The following is a 19,255-nucleotide window of genomic DNA, read 5'->3' on the forward strand; positions in this document are numbered from 1 at the left end:
CGCGCTCCGAGGTATTTTCGGCCAGATGAAGTACGGATCCCCTGCTTCATCTGGCTATAAATATCTCGGGGGAGTCGCGGCTTGCCGCGGCTGGGGCAGAGCCCCCTGGCCTTACATGTGGATCACGCGTCCATAGGCATCCAGCACGCTTTCATGCATCATTTCAGACAGCGTCGGATGCGGGAAGACGGTGTTCATCAGGTCTTCTTCAGTGGTTTCCAACTGGCGACCGACCACATAGCCCTGAATAAGCTCTGTGACTTCGGCACCGATCATGTGTGCACCCAGCAGTTCCCCAGTCTTGGCATCGAAGACGGTCTTGATCAGTCCCTCGGGCTCACCAAGCGCGATGGCCTTGCCGTTGCCGATGAACGGGAAGCGTCCGACCTTGATGTCAAAGCCCAGCTCTTTGGCCTTGGCTTCGCTATACCCAACCGAAGCGACCTGAGGCTGGCAATAAGTGCAGCCCGCGATGCTTTCAGGCTTGACCGGATGTGCGTGTTTGCCCGCGATCAGCTCAGCTACCATCACGCCTTCGTGGCTGGCTTTGTGTGCCAGCCAGGGCGCCCCGGCGATATCACCTATAGCGTAAAGCCCGTCTACCCCAGTGCGGCAGTATTCATCGGTGACCACGTGCGTGCGGTCGATCTTCACACCTAAGGCTTCAAGCCCGAGGTTTTCCACATTGCCGACGATGCCCACGGCTGAGATCACCGTGTCAAAATCGTGTTTCTCAACCTTGCCTTTCACCTCGATATGCGCAGTCACCTTGCCCTTGGCGCGGTCCAATTGTTTAACCATCGCCTTTTCCATGATGGTCATGCCCTGCTTGGTGAAAGCTTTCTTGGCAAATGCACTGATCTCGGCATCTTCGACAGGCAGCACTCGATCCATCACCTCGACCACGGTCGTGTCCGCGCCCAAAGTGTTATAGAAGCTGGCGAATTCGATCCCGATCGCACCCGAGCCGATGACCAGCAGTTTCTTGGGCATCCGCGGCGGTTGCAGCGCGTGTTTGTACGTCCAGACCAGATCGCCATCCGCTTCAAGGCCCGGCAGTTCGCGCGCCCGGGCACCGGTGGCCAGAACGATATTCTTCGCGGTTAGGTCTTCCGTGCCTTTGTCTGTTTTGACGCTGACCTTGCCCTTGGCGGGGATCGATGCCTCACCCATGACAACAGCGACTTTGTTCTTTTTCAGCAGATGACCTATGCCGCCGGACAACTGCGCGGCAACACCGCGCGAGCGCTTCACAACCGCATCCAGATCGTAGCCGACCTTGTCTGCTTTCAAGCCAAAATCCTTGGCACGCGCCATCAGGTGAAACACTTCCGATGATCGCAGTAGTGCCTTTGTCGGGATACAGCCCCAGTTCAGGCAGATACCACCCAGATGTTCGCGCTCGACGACAGCGGTCTTCAGGCCCAGTTGCGCCGCGCGAATAGCGGCTACATAGCCACCGGGGCCAGCCCCGATTACGATCAGATCATAAGATTGTGCAGCCATGTTTCCCTCTCGGCACAGGTCAGTTCAAAAAACTAGTTTACCGTTAAACTATTTTTTACAACGCATCAACATCAGAGCCCGCGACATATGTGACGCGGGGTCAAATCAGGTATTTGGAGCTGAATTCAGCCTATACCCACGTTACCGCAAAGGCTAGAACTGACGAATATGTACTACCAGTTTTTGACCTTCCCGATTTTCGAAAGGCGTATCATGGCTAAAACGCTCAAAGATTTACTGCTCGCTCTTTTGAACGCGACATTGATATTGTTGGCTTTATGCCTGTTTCTGGGGTGGAAACTTGCGCAGTCTGTCGATCAGATTCGGGTCGGGTTTGCTGAGAACCTGCAGGTCGTGGCGCCGCTACGAGATCAGGCGCAGGGAATTCGTGGGGAACTGGCCGCGTTGCGCAGCGATCTTGCAACCCTTAGCAGTCAGGGCACGCAACTCGATGCGGTCACGCGCCAACAGCTGAATGCGGCATTGCGACGTTTGGGTGATCTGGAGGGGAAGCTGGAAGCCACTCAGGCCCGATTGGCGGGCCTGGTCGAAAAACCAGAAGACTTGATCGACTATGCCATCACGACATCCGCCGACACTGTCACCGACCGCCTTCTGATCCTAAAAGGCTGTGAGCCCACGACCTAGGTCGCGGCCTGCAACTCGCGCACAGTCGAACCATATCCGCCATTACTGACATATGCGGCTTCGTGTTCAGTGGTCGCGCGTTCCAGCGCATCGTTTCGATACGGGAAACGACCGAACTTGCGGATCACTTCACGATGAGCGCGCGCATGAAGCAGATTGCTCTCGCCGCCTTCCGGCATCCGTTCGATCATAAGGCGCACACAGCGCTCCTGATCGCACAGATTTTCCGAATGCATCATCGGCAAATAAAAGAACTGCCGCGCCGGTTCGTCGATCTTAAGATCCCAGCCTTTGTCGACCGCGCATTTCGCTGCAGCCAGTGCTGCCCGATCCGATGCAAAGGCCTGTTTGCTTCCTCGGAACATGTTGCGAGGCAACTGATCCATAAGAATAATATAGGCCAGCGAACCGCTAGGATAGGTCAGCCAAAGCGAGAATTTACCCTCACACGCGGCTTCCCATGTTGAAAGAAATTTATCCCGGATCCGCGCATCCAGCGCTTCATCCTGCAGGTACCACCCCTCGGGGCCAACCTCATCTAACCAAAAACTCAATACTTCTTCAGGACTTACCATTGCCCTAGACTCCGTAATTGCCCTCCCCAGGACGTAACGTCATTAAAATCACTTTTACAGATTTGTGACAGTAACATATTGCAACACAAAAGTCACATTTCCGGCGCTCAGGCGGGTTCTTGCGTATCCTGCTCGTCCTGGGCTGCCTCAATGGCGACCTCTTGCGCAACTTCCAGAGCAACGGGCGAAGATGTCGGGTAAATCGGGGCAATCGATCCGGTTTCATCCACGGGTTTGTAGACGCGCTGGGTCATACGATAGGCCGCATAGGCGGCCATGATGAACATCAGCGCCGCGATGAACAGGAAAAAGCCTTGTGGGCCGAGCACGCCAGCCCCCATTAGCCAACCGGTGATAATTGGACCTGCGATAGCGCCCAAGCCGTTAATAAAAACCAGGCCGCCCGAAGCCGCCGACATATCGTCATACTCCAAGTAGTCATTGGTATACGCGATCAACAGAGAATAGAGCGGGCTTGTCATGCCGCCGATGATAAAGGCAGCTACGAGAAGCATGGTGAAAGTGACGCCCAGTATCATGCCTATCAAGGCGCCTACCCCACCAACAGCGGCCACCAGCATGATCAGCAGACGGCGGTCCATTCTGTCGGACATCCAGCCCAACGGATATTGCAGGACTACGGCGCCGATATAAAACACCGCTACGAAGGTCGAAATCTCGACCAGACTCAATCCAACCTGAGCGCCATAAACGGCGCTCATCCCGAATTGCGCTGAAAATATCCCGCCAAGCAAGAACATGCCGACGCAGCCCAGCGGCGATGTTTCCATCAGCTGGCGCAATGTCATCGGTTTGGTGGTATCGAACGCCGGGGTCGGAGAAATGGACAGCAGGATAGGCGCAAATGAGATCGAAACCAATATAGAAGCGATGACAAAGGTCTCATATCCTGCCGGGTCGCCGACCAGCAACAAGGCCTGGGCACTCACCACACCTGTCATCTGCACCATCATATAAAGCGACAGCGCCTGCCCTCGGTTCTCGTTGTTTGCGGCATTGTTCAGCCAGCTTTCCGCGGTCACATACACGCCCGAAAAACAGAACCCGATAATCACGCGGCCAATCGACCATGCAATTGGATCGGTCAGCATCGGATACATGATCATGACAGCCGAGATGAACGAGGCCAGCGCCGCAAACACGCGCACGTGCCCCACGCGGCGGATCATTTCAGGTGCCAGACGCGAGCCGCCAAGGAACCCAAGGAAATAGGCCGACATCACAAAGGACATCTCGAAGGTCGAGAATCCCTCGATTTCTCCACGCACCCCCAGCAACGTGCCTTGCAGGCCATTGCCGACCATCAGCAACCCCATTCCCAGAAGAAGCGCCCAAGCGCTGGAAAGAACCTGAAGCATTCTGCCTATCCAAAATTGCTGGTGTGTTTTGTCCGCTTTGCCGTCAATGACGAAGCACGTCGCGCTTGTCTACGACATTGTAAGGGCGCAGATGGCCAAGATACGACTATGGTATCAGCAGAGACGCGTCGCCGTATGAGAAAAAGCGATATTCTTCTGCGATAGCGTGGTCATAGACCGACTTGACCAGATCCTGCCCAATCAACGCCGAAACCAGCATCAGCAATGTGGATTTCGGCAGGTGGAAATTGGTCATCAGCGCATCAGTGACGTGAAATTCAAAACCTGGGTATATGAAGATATCGGTCTCGCCTTCCCACGGCGCGATCCGGCCGCGTCGTGCTGCGCTTTCGATCAGTCGAAGGGCAGTTGTGCCCACCGGGATAACGCGCCCGCCCGCTTCTTTGGTCGCCGCAATCTCGGCAGCGGCCTGCGCGCTGACCCGTCCCCATTCGGCGTGCATCTTGTGGGTGGTCACGTCTTCCACTTTGACCGGCAGAAATGTGCCTGCCCCCACATGCAGTGTGACATGCGTGAATTCGACACCGCGCTCCGATAGCGCCTGCAAAAGCGCATCATCAAAATGCAAGGACGCGGTTGGGGCCGCTACGGCTCCGGAGTTTCGCGCCCACACAGTTTGGTAGTCGGTCTTGTCCTGTTCATCCGCTGCACGTTTCGCTGCGATGTAGGGAGGCAACGGCATCGCGCCCGCCTGCTCCAACGCTTGATCGAAATCCTCTCCGGTCAGGTTGAAGCGCAGATAGGCTTGGCCATCGGCAACTCGGTCCAGGGTTGCGCTCAGATCGTCGGAGAATACGATCTCTTCGCCCGGTTTGATCTTCTTAAGCGGCTTGATCAGCGCGGCCCAACAACCATCAGATTGCGGGTCCAGCAACGTTGCCTCAATCGCGGCAGATACCGGCCCTTGCGCGCTGTCACGGTGGCGGCGACCGCTGAGGCGAGCGGGAATGACGCGGGTGTCGTTCAGCACCAGACGGTCCCCGGGCTGCAATATGTCCGGCAGATCGAACACGTGCCGGTCCTGAACAGCATCACCCTGCGCAAGCAGCAGTCGCGCTGACGAGCGCGGGCTGACGGGACGCGTGGCAATCAGGTGTTCGGGCAGGTGGAAGTCAAAGTCGCTGAGTTTCATGGCCGCGCCATACATCGGCCCGACAGATTCGGCCACAGCTCAGATCAGCGATCCTCACCACGTGTCTGGAAGGCGGGATTGGGTTCGCCAGATCGATCCGGTGTGGCATTCGGGCCATCCGAGACCGTTGGCGCAGGCTCGCGCAACAGGTTGCGCAGAAACAGAGGTGCGAGACCAGACAGAGGATTGACCGAAACTTGCGGGTCGGACAGCGGTCCGGACAGAGTGTAGTTGAAGGCAAAGATACCTTCCCCCTTTTTGGTCAGAACGCTGCCAATAGCATTGACCAGATAGATCGGTGAAATCGCGCCGCGCAGGTTCAGCATCCCGGCTACAGTGTCGACCGTACCATCAAAGGACAGCCCCATTGATGGACCTACGGCACTACCGCTCAGCACCTTCACCTCGGTCGGAGTGATACGCATTTTGCTGTCGATGGCTGCGAAGAAAATACCTTGCCCCGCCATTTCATCCAGCAACCCCACCAGACTGATCGCGTTCAATATCGCTGCCATGGCCGGGGCGTCCGTGATCCGCGTATTTTTGATTTTCAGGTCGACGTCATAATTTCCAGGCTCTGCGATCGGATCCAGTTGCAATTGCATTGTTCCACCGCGTGCCTGCGTCAGAACCCCCGCTGATCTCAGAACCGCCCCTGCATCGTCCGAGGTTAGACCAACCGCAGATCGGGACGCGCGCGGGGTGACCTGACCGCGGATCGCTGCACCGCCATTGACTTGCGACGCAAAGCTGCCGGTCAATCCGCCAGTGGTTTGAAACGAGCCAGTCAACCCGGTCAACGCAACGGATTCAGTGACTTGTAGTCGGTCCAGCTTCACATCCAGCTTTGGCCCGGGCCCAGCAGCACCACCGCTGCTACCTCCCTCACCGATGGTGGATTTTCCCAGATCAAGCACGCCGCCCAACACACGGATATCTGGCAGCGCGGCACCACGCCCAATCAATTCCGCCGGAACTGCAAGCCAGTCGCCCAGTTCGAACGTGCTGAACCGGACCCTTTCGAACCCGCCATCCCGGAACGAGATCGCTGCAGTTGTCCGCAAACCAGCAGCGTTGATCCGAAGGGAATCGACACTTAGCTGAGCGCCCAGCGTGGCCTCGGCAGTCAGAGAGCCGCCAGTGCTGGCTGATTTGCGCCATCCAAGCTCAGGGATCGCCAACGCCACGCCAACCAAATCGGACTGTGCCGACAAGCGCGGGGGCTCACCCGCACCAAGACTCAGGCTGAAATCGGCGATCCCCTCTCCGGTCAACATGCCACGCGGCAGTCCGGCATTGATTTGTTCCATCAAACGCGGGGAGAGTTCGATTTGACCTGTCAGTTCGCTTTGCTGCGGGGTTTCGCCTCCGATCGGCTGCCGCCAAAGCGCTTCAACCGGTACGACGCCAAACAGCCCCTCGCCCTGGATGGCCACCTGCGTCTGATCCCCGTTCAGGTCCAATCGGTCTGCGCTGACTTCAAATCCGGGTACCAGCTTGCTGCTGTCCAAATTCGACAACTCGCCAATGAAATGGAACCTGGTATCTTCCAGCTTCAGGCCCTTGATCAGCGGCAAGGAAAGCGTTCCACTCAGACTGACCTGACCGTCGGCCAGATCCACCGGCAGATTGGCCTTGGTCAACAGTTGCAGCGGCGGGCGGTCCAGCAATGACATGGCTGCGGTTACACTGCCGCTGGCCTTAATCCGCGCAATGGCCGGGGTGGTTTTTTTGATGCCGGTATCGGGGATGATGAACGAGGTGCCCGAGGCATCAACGGTACCTCCTTCATCCGCGATCACAATCCCCTTTTGCGCCGAGACGGTAAAGCGCCGGTTGAGCAGGCTGGCCTGCCCCTGCGCGTCTTGGATAGTTGGCAACGTCTTGGCGAACCGAATCTCGGTCTTGTCGAATTCGAAATCCGCATAGATGTCCGGCTTTTCGCCGGGCCGTAGACGCAGGGCGAAATCCAGATCGGACATTTCTCCGTGATAGAGGTTATCGGTGACCCAAAGGCGCGGTTTCGGGGCAAGTCGTTCGGGCCAGTAGTTCAACAGCTGATCAGAGCTCATCCGATCAATCTGCGCATCGATGGCTGCGACCCAGCCGTCGTTCAAACCAGCCAGAGACCCGCTGAGCCGTGCGCGATGTGCACCGTCTTCAACCGTCATTTGCCCCAGCTGTATACGGAACGGCGCAAGTTTCATCTGGAAATCAACATCGGCCCGCGTCAGATTCAGTGCTTCGGGGAACAGATTGGCCGGGTTGATCTCAATCCCGCTGAGGCGGAACTGCCCCGACATACTGTCCAACCCGCCAGCTTTGACCCCATGTAGAAAGGCCTTGCCATCTGCCTGCACCGTACCCCAGGCAGACTGGATCGAGACTTCGTTGAAATCCAGCGCCTGTTGTTTCGGGTCGTAGGTAAAATACGTCCGCGCCGCGTCGAATTTGATCGGTGTTGTTTCAGGCGTGGGCTGCACGGCGCCTGCACCCAGATTCAACGTGGCAAAGACCGGCCCCAGCGCGCCCTCAGTATCAATGCCACCCCTCAAAGCACCTGAGATCGGTGTGCGAAGTACCTGCATCCATGCCAGCGCCGGGCTGTGGCCTGCGATATCCTCGGCGGGAAGATCGGTGATCGAGATGCCGAACTGCGCAGCCGGACTGCCCAGCAAACTGGTATAGTTGGCCTCGATCGTGCTGACATAATCGCGACCGGCCAGCACCGAGAAATTGGTGGCCAGACGAATCTCACCCGCGCTGCGGTTGGCCTGAATACGCCCGCCGTCCAGCACCCAGGACCGGCCCAACCGCAGGTCCTGATAGTCCAGCGTAATTGCATCCAGTTCGACCGAGGTCAGCGCTGACAAAATAGGTGCCTGGAACACCTCGTCCGATGATTCAATCAGCTGCGCCAGGTTCCGGGCCTGACCGACCGGCGCACTTCCGGCACCGACCGTCAGCGACAGCGCTCCATCGACACCCCGTGTCAGTGCAATCTGCGCGCCTTGCAATATGATCCGCTTCGGGCGCACATGCCCGCGCAACAGCGGGCGCATCGACAGGCTGGCCCGCAGGTCGGACACTTCGGCAATCTGCCGTCCGTCCGCATCGCTGATACGAACATCGGTCAGTCGCAATCGCGGACGCCAGCCTTCATGAATGATGAAACTGACATCGCCGAACCGAACTTTGACGCCACCCAATGTCTGATCAAGGCGCGCCTCGACCCGGTCGCGCAACCAATCCGGCGCGTGCATGCGCTGGCCGACAACCATAAAGCCGGTGACCAGTGCCAGAAATCCAAGGATGAAGACACCGCGCAATGTCCACAGGCCTGCGGTCCGACGCCGCGACCGACGGCGGGGTTTCTTATCCGCCTTCGTGTCATCCTGCTGTTCTTGCTGGACCAATTTGCGTCTCACGCCTTTCAACCTGTCAACGGAGCCCTATGATATGCGGCAACCGTTAATATCTCAGCCGGAGTTTGAATATGCCCGAAGTCTCAGACATCGCACCCGACTTTACACTGCCTCGCGACGGCGGCGGCGAGGTGACCCTGTCGGAACAGCGTGGCCGCGCGGTCGTTCTGTTTTTCTATCCCCGCGATGATACGCCGGGCTGCACCAAGGAATCCATCGGTTTCTCGGAACAACTACAAGCCTTTGCGGATGCGGGTGCTAACGTTTTCGGCATCTCGCGCGATACCGTGGCAAAGCATGACAAATTTGTCGCCAAGCACGGCCTTACGACGCCGCTTTTGTCCGATGAGGGTCAGAGCGTGTGCGAAGATTATGGCGTCTGGGTCGAAAAGAACATGTACGGACGCAAATCCATGGGCATCGAACGCTCGACCTTTCTGATTGATGCGGATGGAAAAATCGCCCGCGTCTGGCGCAAGGTGAAAGTGCCGGGTCATGTGGACGAAGTGCTGGAGGCCGCACGCGCGCTCTAGCCCTCTCGACCCGCGCGGGCATCAAGGGTATGACCCGCGCGGAGTGCAGCGTAAGGGGGCAAGCGTGTCAAAAACACTGACCGAAATGGCGACCGAGATTCTGACCACATCGGTCGAGCGCGAGAAGACGGCTATGTCCAAACGCTATGCCGCCGAATGGTTTGCCGCCCGAAAAGGCGAAGCACCCGAAATCGCAGTGGGCACTGCCGAGCCTCCGATTTACCCTGCGCGTCCCGATAAACCCGAGCTGTTATCGCCCCGCGATGTACCCCGCCGCAGGCCGGGGTCAGAAGCAGGTCGTATCGCGCTGTTGCACGCCGTTGCCCATATCGAATTGAACGCCGTTGATCTGCACTGGGACATCATCGCCCGGTTCGGGGATGTGCCCATGCCCATCGGCTTCTATGACGATTGGGTGAAATGCGCCGAAGAAGAATCGCGCCATTTTGAGATGGTCTGCGACTGCCTCGAACAGATGGGCAGCCACTATGGCGCCCTGCCCGCCCATGCAGGCATGTGGCGCGCCGCCGAGGACACCTCACAGGATCTTATGGGTCGTCTTGCCGTCGTCCCAATGGTGCTTGAGGCACGTGGGTTGGACGTGACCCCCGGAATGATCGACATTTTCCGCAAGGCCAAGGCTGACGACGCAGTCGCTGCACTGGAAGTGATTTATGCCGAGGAAGTTGGTCACGTCGCCTATGGCTCGAAATGGTTCCACTTCTTGTGCGGGCGCGAGAATGCCGACCCCAAGGATGTATTCCACGCCCTCGTCCGCCGCTACTTCCACGGCGCGCTGAAACCACCATTTAACGAAGAGAAACGGGCCGAGGCCGGACTGCCGCCAGATTTCTATTGGCCCCTGACCGAAGACCTGCCACCACCCGGAGTTGTGTCGGACTGACAGCAAATGCTCGCTATCGGCAAGTTCTCGCCGATCACGTGCGGTAATTCTCCGTTCATAGCTCTTGATTGGTTAACAAACTTGCCCGAATGCCTCGACCGCTTTATGCAATCGCGTCAAGGAGCGGCTACTCACTCACGACCGGCTCCGAGATATGGGGACAATTGAGGTAGGACGCGTGCGGACACGTCTGGCAATTAAACTACACTCACTGCTCGAGCGGCACTTTCCAGAGCGCCGTGTTTTTCTGAAATCTGACAACGACACGCGGTTCATCCGACTGAGTTCTGAAACTCAGATCGCTGCAGTCGCCGGTGTGTCGGTGATGGTCGCCTGGACCGCGATTGCCACGTCAGTTCTGTTGATGGACAGCATCGGATCGGGCAATTTCCGGGAACAGGCCAAGCGCGATCAGGCTACGTATCAAGAACGTCTGAACATCCTGTCGGAACAGCGCGATGCGCGTGCGGCCGAAGCGCTGGCTGCACATGACAGGTTTAACGCAGCTCTGGAACAGATTTCGGTCATGCAGTCCGAATTGCTGGAATCCGAGAACCGCCGGCGCGAGTTGGAAACCGGCATCGAGGTGATCCAAACCACGCTGCGTGCCACTATGAAGCAGCGCGAAGACGCGCGGACCAAACTGGCCGAACTGCAACCCAGCACTGATGCGGACGCGGCTTATGCGATGGCATCGGCAAACCCGGAACAGATGGCATTTATGACCGATGCCCTGGCCCGGACCGCGGCGCAGCGCGACCAGATCGCTGCCGATGCGCAAGGCGCGTTGGACCAGCGTGACGAGCTGGAGCTTGAAATCCGCCTGATGCAGGAGCGCAGCGACGAGATTTTCCGCCAGTTGGAAGAGGCGATGCTGATCTCGGTCGAACCTCTCGACAAGATGTTCCGCAGCGCGGGCATGCCAACAGATCGTATCCTCGACGAAGTTCGGCGCGGATATAGCGGTATGGGCGGTCCGCTGACCCCTTTATCCTTCAGCACCCGCGGTGAGGAGCTGAGCCCCGACCAGATCCGCGCCAATATCCTGCTGGAACAGATGGACCAGCTGAACCTCTATCGCATCGCTGCGGAAAAGGCCCCCTTCGCCAGCCCGGTGCGCGCCGCTGTCCGTTATACCAGTGGCTACGGAACCCGCCGCGACCCAAAGACCGGCGGTCGCCGCATGCATAATGGCGCTGATTTCGCCGGCCCCTCGGGCACCGATATCTTCGCGACTGCTGATGGTGTTGTCACTCATGCCGGCTGGCAATCGGGTTTCGGACGGCTGGTAAAGATCAAGCACGCCTTTGGGATTGAGACACTTTACGCTCATAACACCAAGGTACGCGTAAAGGTTGGTCAAAGGGTCTCGCGCGGGGATCATATTGCTGATATGGGTAGCACCGGACGGTCGACCGGCACACACCTGCACTACGAGGTCCGTGTGAACGGAAAACCTGTTAACCCAATGACTTACATCAAGGCTGCGAGAAATGTTTTCTAAGAGCAAAATCAACGAACCCGGATCGAAAGAGACTGAGGCAGCGAAACCGGCCGCTCCGGCCACTCCGGCGGCCCCTGCACCGGCTGAAACCAAGGCAAGCACCCCGCCCAAGCCAAAGCCGCCCGCGTCGGTCCTATCCTCGGATCTGCACATCACCGGCAATCTGAAAACCTCAGGCGATATTCAGGTTGAGGGCACCGTCGAAGGCGACATCCGTGCCCACCTGCTGACCATCGGCGAGACGGCCACCATCAAGGGAGAAGTCACCGCTGACGACGTTGTTGTCAATGGCCGCATCGTGGGTCGCGTCCGTGGCTTGAAGGTGCGCCTGACTTCGACTGCACGCGTTGAAGGCGACATCATCCACAAGACTATCGCCATCGAAAGCGGTGCCCATTTCGAAGGGTCTGTCCAGCGTCAGGACGACCCGCTGAACCCTGGCCGCAGCGGCAAATCCGGTGCCAACCCGGCGGCGGAAGTGAAGCAGTAAGCCTCTGTCGAGAAGACAAATTGACAGCGCCGCAGGATACCCTGCGGCGTTTTTTTTGTTTTGGGTTGTTCGTCTAAATCTAACAATGACCTCAATGCGGGACGAAGCGGCCTTACACCGCGCAAGTGCCGCAATGCGCTTGGTTGATCAGGAGGGCTTGGTCTGCGTTGCCCCCGCTACTCGTACTGCACGATCATCGAAAGAAAATCATCATCGCTTGTTACAACTGTGTGGTGGCCTTTGCCGTGTTTGTCTTCCATATGCCAGACGTCACCCGGACCAATATCTCTGAATTCCCCGTCGCTCGCGGTCACGCGCACTGAGCCAGAAAGACAAATGAGCTTTTGAGCGACAGGTGTGGGATGAATTGGCTCATCCCAACCCTTCTTGAGTCTCAAGAACATGGTTTGCTTGACAGCTTCTGGCTTTGAAATCTCGATTGCTTTCGCAGGTGGTGCAAAGCTTTGCTCTTCAAGTTCGACTTCGATGTCTTTCCAATGGCTTTCGCCTTGAGCATCCGAATACAGTTTTTTGAACTTCACTTTGATACCCCCGCCACATCACAAGCCCAAAACCGATACCGGACATTGGGGCGCAAAGGAGAAAAACGCAAGTTGGGCCGAGTGTGTCGTTCTTAATCGCCAACACACCGGAATAAGCATATTCCCTAACAGCCCCCCTATCTGACGTGTCTTGAAGGAAAATTCCCCGCATTCTCACAGTTTCACAAAAAGCGTTTTTTGAATTAACCTAAAAGTCATTGATTTCTGGAGGGCTTTTCATGTCATCAAAACTCATGGCCGAATTCTTCGGTACATTCTGGCTGGTACTCGGCGGCTGCGGCAGCGCGGTACTGGCTGCAGGTGTGGCCGATGTGGGTATCGGCTGGCTGGGCGTTTCGTTCGCTTTCGGCCTAACGGTGCTGACCATGGCCTACGCGGTCGGTCATATCTCGGGCGGGCATTTCAACCCGGCGGTCAGCCTTGGGCTGATGATCGGCGGGCGGTTCGATGCCAAGGATCTGATCCCCTACTGGATCGCGCAGGTGATCGGAGCGATCGCCGCAGCAGCGGTGCTGTACCTGATCGTCAGTGGCGCGCCCGGATTCGAAGGTGTCGGAGGATTTGCTTCGAACGGGTATGGCGAGGCGTCACCCGAAGGCTATTCGATGATGTCGGCCTTGGTGATCGAAATCGTCATGACGGCGTTCTTCATCGTGATCATTCTCGGTGCGACCTCCAGCGGCGCGCCTGCCGGGTTCGCCCCGATCGCGATTGGTTTGGGATTGACGCTGATCCACCTGATTTCGATCCCGGTGACGAACACCTCCGTAAATCCTGCCCGGTCAACCGGCGTGGCGTTGTTTGCTGATGGTCCGGCACTGGCGCAGCTGTGGCTCTTCTGGGTGGCACCTTTGATCGGCGGTGCGATTGGCGCACTGATCTGGCGGGCGATGTCGGACGACGATTGACCCGGCCGCATCAAGAACCCCCGGCCCGCAGAAGCGCGCCGGGGTTTTCTTTTATTCGGTCACAGTGACCTTTTTCATCGCATCCGGTTGTCCGATCACTGCGCCATTAGGGCCATCGCCCCGCTTGATCGCATCGACCACGTCCATCCCTTCTGTCACCTGACCGACAACCGTGTACTGACCATTCAGGAACGGGCCGGGCTCGAACATAATGAAGAATTGCGAGTTCGCGCTGTCTGGATCCTGCGCCCGCGCCATGCCGACAACACCCCGGTCATAATTGAAATCCGAGAACTCGGCAGGCAGATCAGGGCGATCCGATCCACCCGTACCCGCACGACGCATGTCGCCACCGACACGGCCAAACTCAACATCGCCGGTCTGCGCCATGAACCCATCGATCACACGGTGGAACACAACCCCATCGTACTGACCAGCAGCGGCCAGAGCGGTGATCTGCTCTACATGCTTGGGTGCAATATCCTCGAATAGATCAACGGTGACGGTGCCATTGGCGCCCTCGCCCTCGATCTCGATCTCAAGCCCGGTTGCCAGCGCAGGGCTGGCCAGCAAGGCAAAAACTGCAGCCAGCTTATGCATCAGCAGCCACCTTAACGCTGATCATGCGGTCGGGGCTCGCTGGCGGCTCACCACGCACAATCGCGTCTACATGCTCCATCCCGTCGATGACGCGGCCATACACGGTGTACTGGCCGTTCAGGAAATGGTTGTCCTTGAAGTTGATGAAGAACTGCGAGTTTGCCGAATCCGGGTTGGCCGAGCGTGCCGCACCCAACGTGCCGCGATCATGAGGCAGTTTCGAGAACTCGGCAGGTACGTTCGGCAGCGACGATCCACCGGTGCCTGCCATACGAATGTTGAACCCGTCTTCCATGTCGCCATGCTGCACATCGCCGGTTTGCGCCATGAACCCGTCGATCACACGGTGGAAGGCGACGTTGTCATATTCACCACCACGCGCCAGCTCTTTCATGCGGGCCGAGTGCTGAGGGGCCACATCAGGCAGCAATTCGATGACGACATTGCCGTCTTTCAGCTCAATGATGATCGTGTTTTCGGGGTCTTTGATCTCGGCCATCTGGCCCTCCTGTCTTTGAAACTTGCGCAAATACCTATGACGCGGGCGCGCGAATGCCAAGTGACGCATTGACCTGAACGCAAAATGCAGGAAAAGAACCGCTGAAATTGGATGCAATGGGCAAGGATGAGCGCGATGGGCTGGAAATCTCTGGACGATATGGATCTTGGCGGTAAGCGGGTTCTGGTGCGCGTGGATATCAACGTACCGGTCGCGGATGGCGTGGTGACCGACGACACCCGCATTCAACGGATCGTGCCAACCGTGCGCGATATCCTCGCCGCAGGCGGTAAACCCATCCTGCTGGCCCATTTCGGACGCCCCGGTGGTCAGCATGTACCCGAGCTGTCATTGAAGCAGCTTGTGCCAGCACTTGAATACGCTTTCGGGGTTCCCGTGCGCTTTGCCGATGATTGCGTAGGCTATGAGGCTGAAACCGCAGCCTCCGCCCTGGTGGAAGGTGAGGTTCTGCTGCTGGAAAACACCCGCTTCCATGCCGAGGAGACCAAGAACAGCGTCCCACTTGCCCAAGGCATGGCAAAGCTGGGCGACATCTATTGCAACGATGCCTTCTCGGCCGCGCACCGCGCCCACAGCTCGACCGAGGCGCTGGCCCGTCTGCTGCCCGCCTGTGCCGGACGCCTGATGCAGCAGGAACTGAGCGCACTTGAGGCCGCCCTGGGCGCGCCCAAGCGGCCTGTGACAGCGGTTGTCGGGGGCGCCAAAGTGTCGACCAAGCTGGACCTGCTGGGCAACCTGATCGAGAAGGTTGACTATCTGGTCATCGGTGGCGGCATGGCGAATACATTCCTACTGGCGCAGGGGATCGATGTCGGCAAATCACTGGCCGAGCACGCCATGACCGGTACCGCCGCCGAAATCCTCGGCAAGGCCGAAGCCGCTGGCTGTACGATCGTCCTGCCGCGCGACATCGTCGTGGCCGAAGTGTTCGAGGCCAACGCGCCGCATCAGGTGCTGCCCGCTGATCAGTGCCCTTCTGACTCGATGATCCTAGACGCCGGTCCCGAAAGCGTCGCAGCCGTGTCCGAAGTGCTGGAAAAAAGCCAGACCCTGATTTGGAACGGCCCACTGGGGGCGTTTGAGCTGACCCCGTTCGATGCCGCAACCAATGCGGCGGCGCTGAAGGCCGCAGCACTAACCCGCGATGGCAAGCTGACCTCGGTCGCGGGCGGGGGCGACACGGTGGCCGCACTGAACGCCTCGGGCGCGGCAACGGATTTCGCATATATCTCTACTGCTGGTGGTGCCTTCCTTGAATGGATGGAAGGCAAGACCTTGCCGGGTGTGGCTGCGCTGGAACTATAAGCGCTCAAACCTCAGGTCTCAGCTTTTTCTACTCAGGGGATTCACAACCCGAATCACCTGTGACATAGTGCGTCGAGACATCCAAAAAGGGTGCGTTTCTGAGGCAGTATTTCACACGGCGGTTAACACAGTGTCCCGTTCCAATCGGCCCGGTTTAGGGGCTTTCATTTTCTTCACGATCGCCTTCATGCTGGGGGTGTATTTCACCTTTGCCGCCGTTCAAGGGGATTACGGTCTGTTTCGCCGGGTCGAGATTGCCGCCGAACGCGATGTTTTGTCTCGCGATCTGGCGCAGCTGAACGCCGAAATCGAGCAGATGGAGAACCTGACCCGCCGACTGTCAGACACCTATCTGGATCTCGATCTGCTGGATCAACAGGCCCGCTCAGTGCTCGGCATGATCCGCGCGGATGAGATCGTCATCCGCTGACGAAATTTTTGACTAAGAATCTCTGTACCTTAACGCACGGAAGATAAGCTGTGGCAGGCCGCAACTCGCGTATCCTGCCCTCACGTAACATTAGTACTCGCCAGAACGTGTGAAATGCTCTATGAGATAGTTTAACGCTAAACTATCTTGCCGAAAGGGGGAGATCGCCACTATGGCTGCGCGAAAAACCACAAAGAAACCAAATGTTTCTGCGGAAGAACTGACCACATATTACCGCGAGATGCTGCTGATCCGCCGATTCGAGGAAAAGGCAGGTCAACTCTACGGCATGGGTCTGATCGGGGGTTTCTGCCACCTCTACATCGGTCAGGAAGCGGTTGTTGTCGGCCTTGAGGCCGCGGCCAAAGAAGGCGACAAGCGCATCACGTCCTATCGCGATCACGGCCACATGCTGGCCTGTGGAATGGACCCGGGCGGCGTAATGGCCGAATTGACCGGTCGCGAAGGCGGGCTGTCCAAAGGCAAAGGCGGCTCGATGCACATGTTCTCGAAAGAGAAGAATTTCTATGGCGGCCATGGCATCGTCGGCGCACAGGTTCCGCTGGGTGCGGGTTTGGCCTTTGCTGACAAGTATAAAGAGAACGGCGGCGTCACCTTCACCTATTTCGGTGACGGCGCGGCCAACCAGGGTCAGGTCTATGAGACCTTCAATATGGCTGCTCTTTGGGAACTGCCGGTGGTATTCGTGATCGAGAACAACCAGTATGCCATGGGCACCGCGCAAGCACGCTCGACCTCTTCGGCCGACATATACCACCGCGGCCAAGCCTTTGGAATACCGGGCGAAATGGTGAACGGCATGGATGTGCTGGCCGTCAAAGCCGCAGGTGAAAAAGCGGTCGCCCACTGCCGTGCGGGCAAAGGTCCCTACATCCTCGAGGTGAAAACCTACCGCTATCGCGGCCACTCGATGTCTGACCCGGCCAAGTACCGTACACGCGAAGAGGTTCAGAAGGTCCGCGAACAAAGCGATCCGATCGAACATGTACGCGAGCTGCTGCTAACCGGCAAACACGCGACCGAGGATGACCTGAAGGCGATCGACAAAGAGATCAAAGAGGTCGTCAATCAGGCCGCCGAATTCTCGAAAGAAAGCCCCGAGCCGTCGCTGGACGAGCTCTGGACTGATATCTACGCCTGAGAGGACGAATAAGACATGGCAACCGAAATTCTCATGCCCGCCCTTTCGCCCACGATGGAAGAGGGCACATTGGCCAAGTGGCTGGTCAAGGAAGGCGACACCGTATCCTCGGGCGACATCATGGCCGAGATCGAAACCGACAAGGCTACGATGGAGTTCGAAGCCGTCGATGAAGGCATCGTCGGTAAGATTCTGATCAGCGAGGGCACCGAAGGGGTCAAAGTAAACACCCCTATCGCGATCCTGGTCGAAGATGGTGAAGACGCCTCCGCCCTGCCCGTGGCTGCGCCCGCAGCCGCAGCGGAGGCCGAAGCCGCCCCTGCGGCGGTTGAGGCCCCCGCTCCTGCCGCAGCAGCCCCCGCTGCTCCGGTTGTGGACCTGTCGCCCGATTGGCCTGCCGACGCCGAGATGGCGCAGCAAACCGTCCGCGAAGCCTTGCGCGACGCGATGGCCGAAGAAATGCGCGGCGACGAAGATGTCTATCTGATGGGCGAAGAAGTCGCTGAATATCAGGGCGCCTATAAAATCTCTCAAGGCCTGCTCGATGAATTCGGTGCCAAACGTGTCATCGACACCCCGATCACTGAACACGGCTTCACCGGCATCGCCGTCGGCTCGGCCTTTGGCGGGCTGAAACCGATTGTCGAGTTCATGACCTTCAACTTCGCCATGCAGGCGATTGATCAGATCATCAACTCTGCCGCCAAAACGCTTTATATGTCTGGCGGTCAGATGGGCTGTCCGATCGTATTCCGTGGCCCTAACGGTGCCGCTGCCCGCGTGGCCGCGCAACACTCGCAGGACTACGCCGCATGGTACATGCAGGTGCCCGGTCTCAAAGTGGTGATGCCCTATTCCGCAGCCGATGCTAAAGGTCTGCTGAAATCAGCCATCCGCGACCCGAACCCGGTGGTCTTCCTGGAAAACGAAATCCTCTACGGCCGGTCCTTCGACGTGCCGCAAGTGGATGACCTGACCATCCCGCTGGGCAAGGCCCGCATCTGGCGCGAAGGCTCGGATGTGACCATCGTCAGCTTCGGCATCGGCATGCAATATGCGCTGGAAGCCGCAGACAAACTGGCCGAAGACGGCATCAGCGCCGAAGTGATCGACCTGCGCACCATCCGCCCGATGGACACCGGTGCGATCATCAACTCGGTGATGAAAACCAACCGTCTTGTGACCGTCGAAGAAGGCTGGCCGCAAGGTTCCGTTGGTTGCTACATCAGCTCGGTCGTCATGCAGGAAGCGTTCGATTATCTCGACGCCCCGGTCATCACCCTCACCGGCAAAGATGTTCCGATGCCATATGCGGCGAACCTCGAAAAGCTGGCGCTGATCACCACTGATGAGGTGATCGCTGCGGTGAAACAGGTGACCTACCGGTAATGGAGATCAGGGGCCGCGATCCAGCAACCGAATGCTACCGTGTCGAGATTGACATCGACAACCGCATCGTGCGGGCGCTTGTACCCGAGCGACTGGCGGCGGATATGCGGTTGATCGGCGCGCGCCCCTCACACCAGACCGCCTATGTCTGGATGGCGGAGAACAAAGACAAAATCGAGGCTGCGATTGCGACACTCGCACGCGGCACCGGGCGCCCCAAGGCGCCCTTTGACCAAATTACTCTGATTGAGGAGCGCTGAA

At 58.1% G+C, this 19,255-nt stretch carries 19 protein-coding genes; 11 read left to right on the top strand and 8 right to left on the bottom strand.

All coding sequences use genetic code 11. From position 1 onward, the window contains the following. Positions 1-111 precede the first annotated feature (111 nt). The gene (gene lpdA / locus ACR0JG_RS12685) at positions 112-1,506 is read right to left on the bottom strand and encodes a dihydrolipoyl dehydrogenase (protein WP_480570174.1); all 1,395 of its coding nucleotides are present in this window, start codon (positions 1,504-1,506) and stop codon (positions 112-114) included. A gap of 213 nt (positions 1,507-1,719) precedes the next feature. Here lpdA and ACR0JG_RS12690 point away from each other — a divergent pair, with 213 nt between their 5' ends. Beyond that, complete coding sequence (locus ACR0JG_RS12690; RefSeq protein WP_480570177.1) at positions 1,720-2,154, top strand: hypothetical protein; 435 nt, start codon at positions 1,720-1,722, stop codon at positions 2,152-2,154. Here the strand turns inward: ACR0JG_RS12690 and ACR0JG_RS12695 are convergent. The 4 genes from ACR0JG_RS12695 to ACR0JG_RS12710 all read right to left on the bottom strand — a co-directional run bounded on the left by ACR0JG_RS12695 (position 2,151) and on the right by ACR0JG_RS12710 (position 8,689). Continuing rightward, positions 2,151-2,729 carry a DUF924 family protein gene (locus tag ACR0JG_RS12695; protein ID WP_480570180.1) on the bottom strand — a complete coding sequence of 193 codons (579 nt, stop codon included), beginning with the start codon at positions 2,727-2,729 and terminating at the stop codon, positions 2,151-2,153. The genes ACR0JG_RS12690 and ACR0JG_RS12695 overlap by 4 nt on opposite strands. A gap of 107 nt (positions 2,730-2,836) precedes the next feature. Continuing rightward, positions 2,837-4,108, bottom strand: a complete 1,272-nt coding sequence (locus ACR0JG_RS12700; protein WP_480570182.1) for an MFS transporter — start codon at positions 4,106-4,108, stop codon at positions 2,837-2,839. Between the two features lie 106 nt (positions 4,109-4,214). After that, positions 4,215-5,261 carry a tRNA preQ1(34) S-adenosylmethionine ribosyltransferase-isomerase QueA gene (gene queA / locus ACR0JG_RS12705; protein WP_480571113.1) on the bottom strand — a complete coding sequence of 349 codons (1,047 nt, stop codon included), beginning with the start codon at positions 5,259-5,261 and terminating at the stop codon, positions 4,215-4,217. A 44-nt stretch (positions 5,262-5,305) separates the two neighbouring features. Then, positions 5,306-8,689, bottom strand: coding sequence for a YhdP family protein (locus ACR0JG_RS12710; RefSeq protein WP_480570185.1), 3,384 nt, complete (start codon positions 8,687-8,689; stop codon positions 5,306-5,308). Between the two features lie 68 nt (positions 8,690-8,757). On the opposite strand from ACR0JG_RS12710, the gene ACR0JG_RS12715 reads away from it, so the two are divergent. From ACR0JG_RS12715 to ACR0JG_RS12730, 4 genes are all read left to right on the top strand, one after another. Then, positions 8,758-9,219 (top strand): peroxiredoxin family protein, encoded by a 462-nt coding sequence (locus tag ACR0JG_RS12715; RefSeq protein ID WP_170396533.1) that lies wholly within the window; start codon positions 8,758-8,760, stop codon positions 9,217-9,219. Positions 9,220-9,304: 85 nt separating this feature from the next. Continuing rightward, on the top strand, positions 9,305-10,123 hold the full coding sequence (locus ACR0JG_RS12720) for a ferritin-like domain-containing protein (RefSeq protein WP_480571116.1): 819 nt from the start codon (positions 9,305-9,307) through the stop codon (positions 10,121-10,123). Positions 10,124-10,301: 178 nt separating this feature from the next. Beyond that, positions 10,302-11,627 carry a DUF5930 domain-containing protein gene (locus ACR0JG_RS12725; protein ID WP_480570188.1) on the top strand — a complete coding sequence of 442 codons (1,326 nt, stop codon included), beginning with the start codon at positions 10,302-10,304 and terminating at the stop codon, positions 11,625-11,627. Beyond that, entirely contained in the window at positions 11,617-12,117 is a 501-nt protein-coding gene (locus ACR0JG_RS12730; RefSeq protein WP_170585092.1) for a polymer-forming cytoskeletal protein, read from the top strand. The genes ACR0JG_RS12725 and ACR0JG_RS12730 overlap by 11 nt, the downstream gene beginning before the upstream one ends. A 176-nt stretch (positions 12,118-12,293) precedes the next feature. Here ACR0JG_RS12730 and ACR0JG_RS12735 read toward each other — a convergent pair whose 3' ends face one another. Next, entirely contained in the window at positions 12,294-12,659 is a 366-nt protein-coding gene (locus ACR0JG_RS12735) for a cupin domain-containing protein (protein ID WP_008758336.1), read from the bottom strand. Between the two features lie 239 nt (positions 12,660-12,898). On the opposite strand from ACR0JG_RS12735, the gene aqpZ reads away from it, so the two are divergent. After that, positions 12,899-13,588, top strand: a complete 690-nt coding sequence (gene aqpZ / locus ACR0JG_RS12740) for an aquaporin Z (protein ID WP_170396526.1) — start codon at positions 12,899-12,901, stop codon at positions 13,586-13,588. A gap of 51 nt (positions 13,589-13,639) precedes the next feature. Here the strand turns inward: aqpZ and ACR0JG_RS12745 are convergent, their stop codons facing one another. Beyond that, the gene (locus ACR0JG_RS12745; protein ID WP_170512043.1) at positions 13,640-14,188 is read right to left on the bottom strand and encodes a peptidylprolyl isomerase; all 549 of its coding nucleotides are present in this window, start codon (positions 14,186-14,188) and stop codon (positions 13,640-13,642) included. Beyond that, on the bottom strand, positions 14,181-14,687 hold the full coding sequence (locus ACR0JG_RS12750; RefSeq protein ID WP_170396522.1) for a peptidylprolyl isomerase: 507 nt from the start codon (positions 14,685-14,687) through the stop codon (positions 14,181-14,183). Before ACR0JG_RS12750 ends, ACR0JG_RS12745 begins: the two co-directional genes overlap by 8 nt. A 135-nt stretch (positions 14,688-14,822) precedes the next feature. Between ACR0JG_RS12750 and ACR0JG_RS12755 the strand changes: the two genes are divergently transcribed. The 5 genes from ACR0JG_RS12755 to ACR0JG_RS12775 all read left to right on the top strand — a co-directional run bounded on the left by ACR0JG_RS12755 (position 14,823) and on the right by ACR0JG_RS12775 (position 19,254). Next, entirely contained in the window at positions 14,823-16,013 is a 1,191-nt protein-coding gene (locus ACR0JG_RS12755; protein ID WP_480570192.1) for a phosphoglycerate kinase, read from the top strand. Between the two features lie 130 nt (positions 16,014-16,143). Further along, positions 16,144-16,443: an FtsB family cell division protein gene (locus tag ACR0JG_RS12760; RefSeq protein WP_170626672.1), complete on the top strand. Its 300-nt coding sequence runs from the start codon at positions 16,144-16,146 to the stop codon at positions 16,441-16,443. Between the two features lie 172 nt (positions 16,444-16,615). Continuing rightward, positions 16,616-17,605 (top strand): pyruvate dehydrogenase (acetyl-transferring) E1 component subunit alpha, encoded by a 990-nt coding sequence (pdhA, locus tag ACR0JG_RS12765; protein WP_170396516.1) that lies wholly within the window; start codon positions 16,616-16,618, stop codon positions 17,603-17,605. 15 nt (positions 17,606-17,620) lie between these two features. Beyond that, the gene (locus tag ACR0JG_RS12770) at positions 17,621-18,994 is read left to right on the top strand and encodes a pyruvate dehydrogenase complex E1 component subunit beta (protein ID WP_480570195.1); all 1,374 of its coding nucleotides are present in this window, start codon (positions 17,621-17,623) and stop codon (positions 18,992-18,994) included. Further along, positions 18,994-19,254 (top strand): hypothetical protein, encoded by a 261-nt coding sequence (locus ACR0JG_RS12775; protein WP_170403080.1) that lies wholly within the window; start codon positions 18,994-18,996, stop codon positions 19,252-19,254. Before ACR0JG_RS12770 ends, ACR0JG_RS12775 begins: the two co-directional genes overlap by 1 nt. Position 19,255 lies beyond the last annotated feature (1 nt).

The organism is Ruegeria sp. AD5 (assembly GCF_056542345.1).

Bases quoted from the DNA above. Each gene is read 5' to 3' on its own strand.
- pdhA (WP_170396516.1), top strand. From the start codon at position 16,616: ATGGCTGCGCGAAAAACCACAAAGAAACCAAATGTTTCTGCGGAAGAA.
- queA (WP_480571113.1), bottom strand. From the start codon at position 5,261: ATGAAACTCAGCGACTTTGACTTCCACCTGCCCGAACACCTGATTGCC.
- ACR0JG_RS12770 (WP_480570195.1), top strand. From the start codon at position 17,621: ATGGCAACCGAAATTCTCATGCCCGCCCTTTCGCCCACGATGGAAGAG.
- ACR0JG_RS12690 (WP_480570177.1), top strand. From the start codon at position 1,720: ATGGCTAAAACGCTCAAAGATTTACTGCTCGCTCTTTTGAACGCGACA.
- ACR0JG_RS12745 (WP_170512043.1), bottom strand. From the start codon at position 14,188: ATGCATAAGCTGGCTGCAGTTTTTGCCTTGCTGGCCAGCCCTGCGCTG.
- ACR0JG_RS12775 (WP_170403080.1), top strand. From the start codon at position 18,994: ATGGAGATCAGGGGCCGCGATCCAGCAACCGAATGCTACCGTGTCGAG.
- ACR0JG_RS12730 (WP_170585092.1), top strand. From the start codon at position 11,617: ATGTTTTCTAAGAGCAAAATCAACGAACCCGGATCGAAAGAGACTGAG.
- ACR0JG_RS12720 (WP_480571116.1), top strand. From the start codon at position 9,305: ATGGCGACCGAGATTCTGACCACATCGGTCGAGCGCGAGAAGACGGCT.
- aqpZ (WP_170396526.1), top strand. From the start codon at position 12,899: ATGTCATCAAAACTCATGGCCGAATTCTTCGGTACATTCTGGCTGGTA.
- ACR0JG_RS12750 (WP_170396522.1), bottom strand. From the start codon at position 14,687: ATGGCCGAGATCAAAGACCCCGAAAACACGATCATCATTGAGCTGAAA.
- lpdA (WP_480570174.1), bottom strand. From the start codon at position 1,506: ATGGCTGCACAATCTTATGATCTGATCGTAATCGGGGCTGGCCCCGGT.
- ACR0JG_RS12695 (WP_480570180.1), bottom strand. From the start codon at position 2,729: ATGGTAAGTCCTGAAGAAGTATTGAGTTTTTGGTTAGATGAGGTTGGC.
- ACR0JG_RS12700 (WP_480570182.1), bottom strand. From the start codon at position 4,108: ATGCTTCAGGTTCTTTCCAGCGCTTGGGCGCTTCTTCTGGGAATGGGG.
- ACR0JG_RS12715 (WP_170396533.1), top strand. From the start codon at position 8,758: ATGCCCGAAGTCTCAGACATCGCACCCGACTTTACACTGCCTCGCGAC.
- ACR0JG_RS12755 (WP_480570192.1), top strand. From the start codon at position 14,823: ATGGGCTGGAAATCTCTGGACGATATGGATCTTGGCGGTAAGCGGGTT.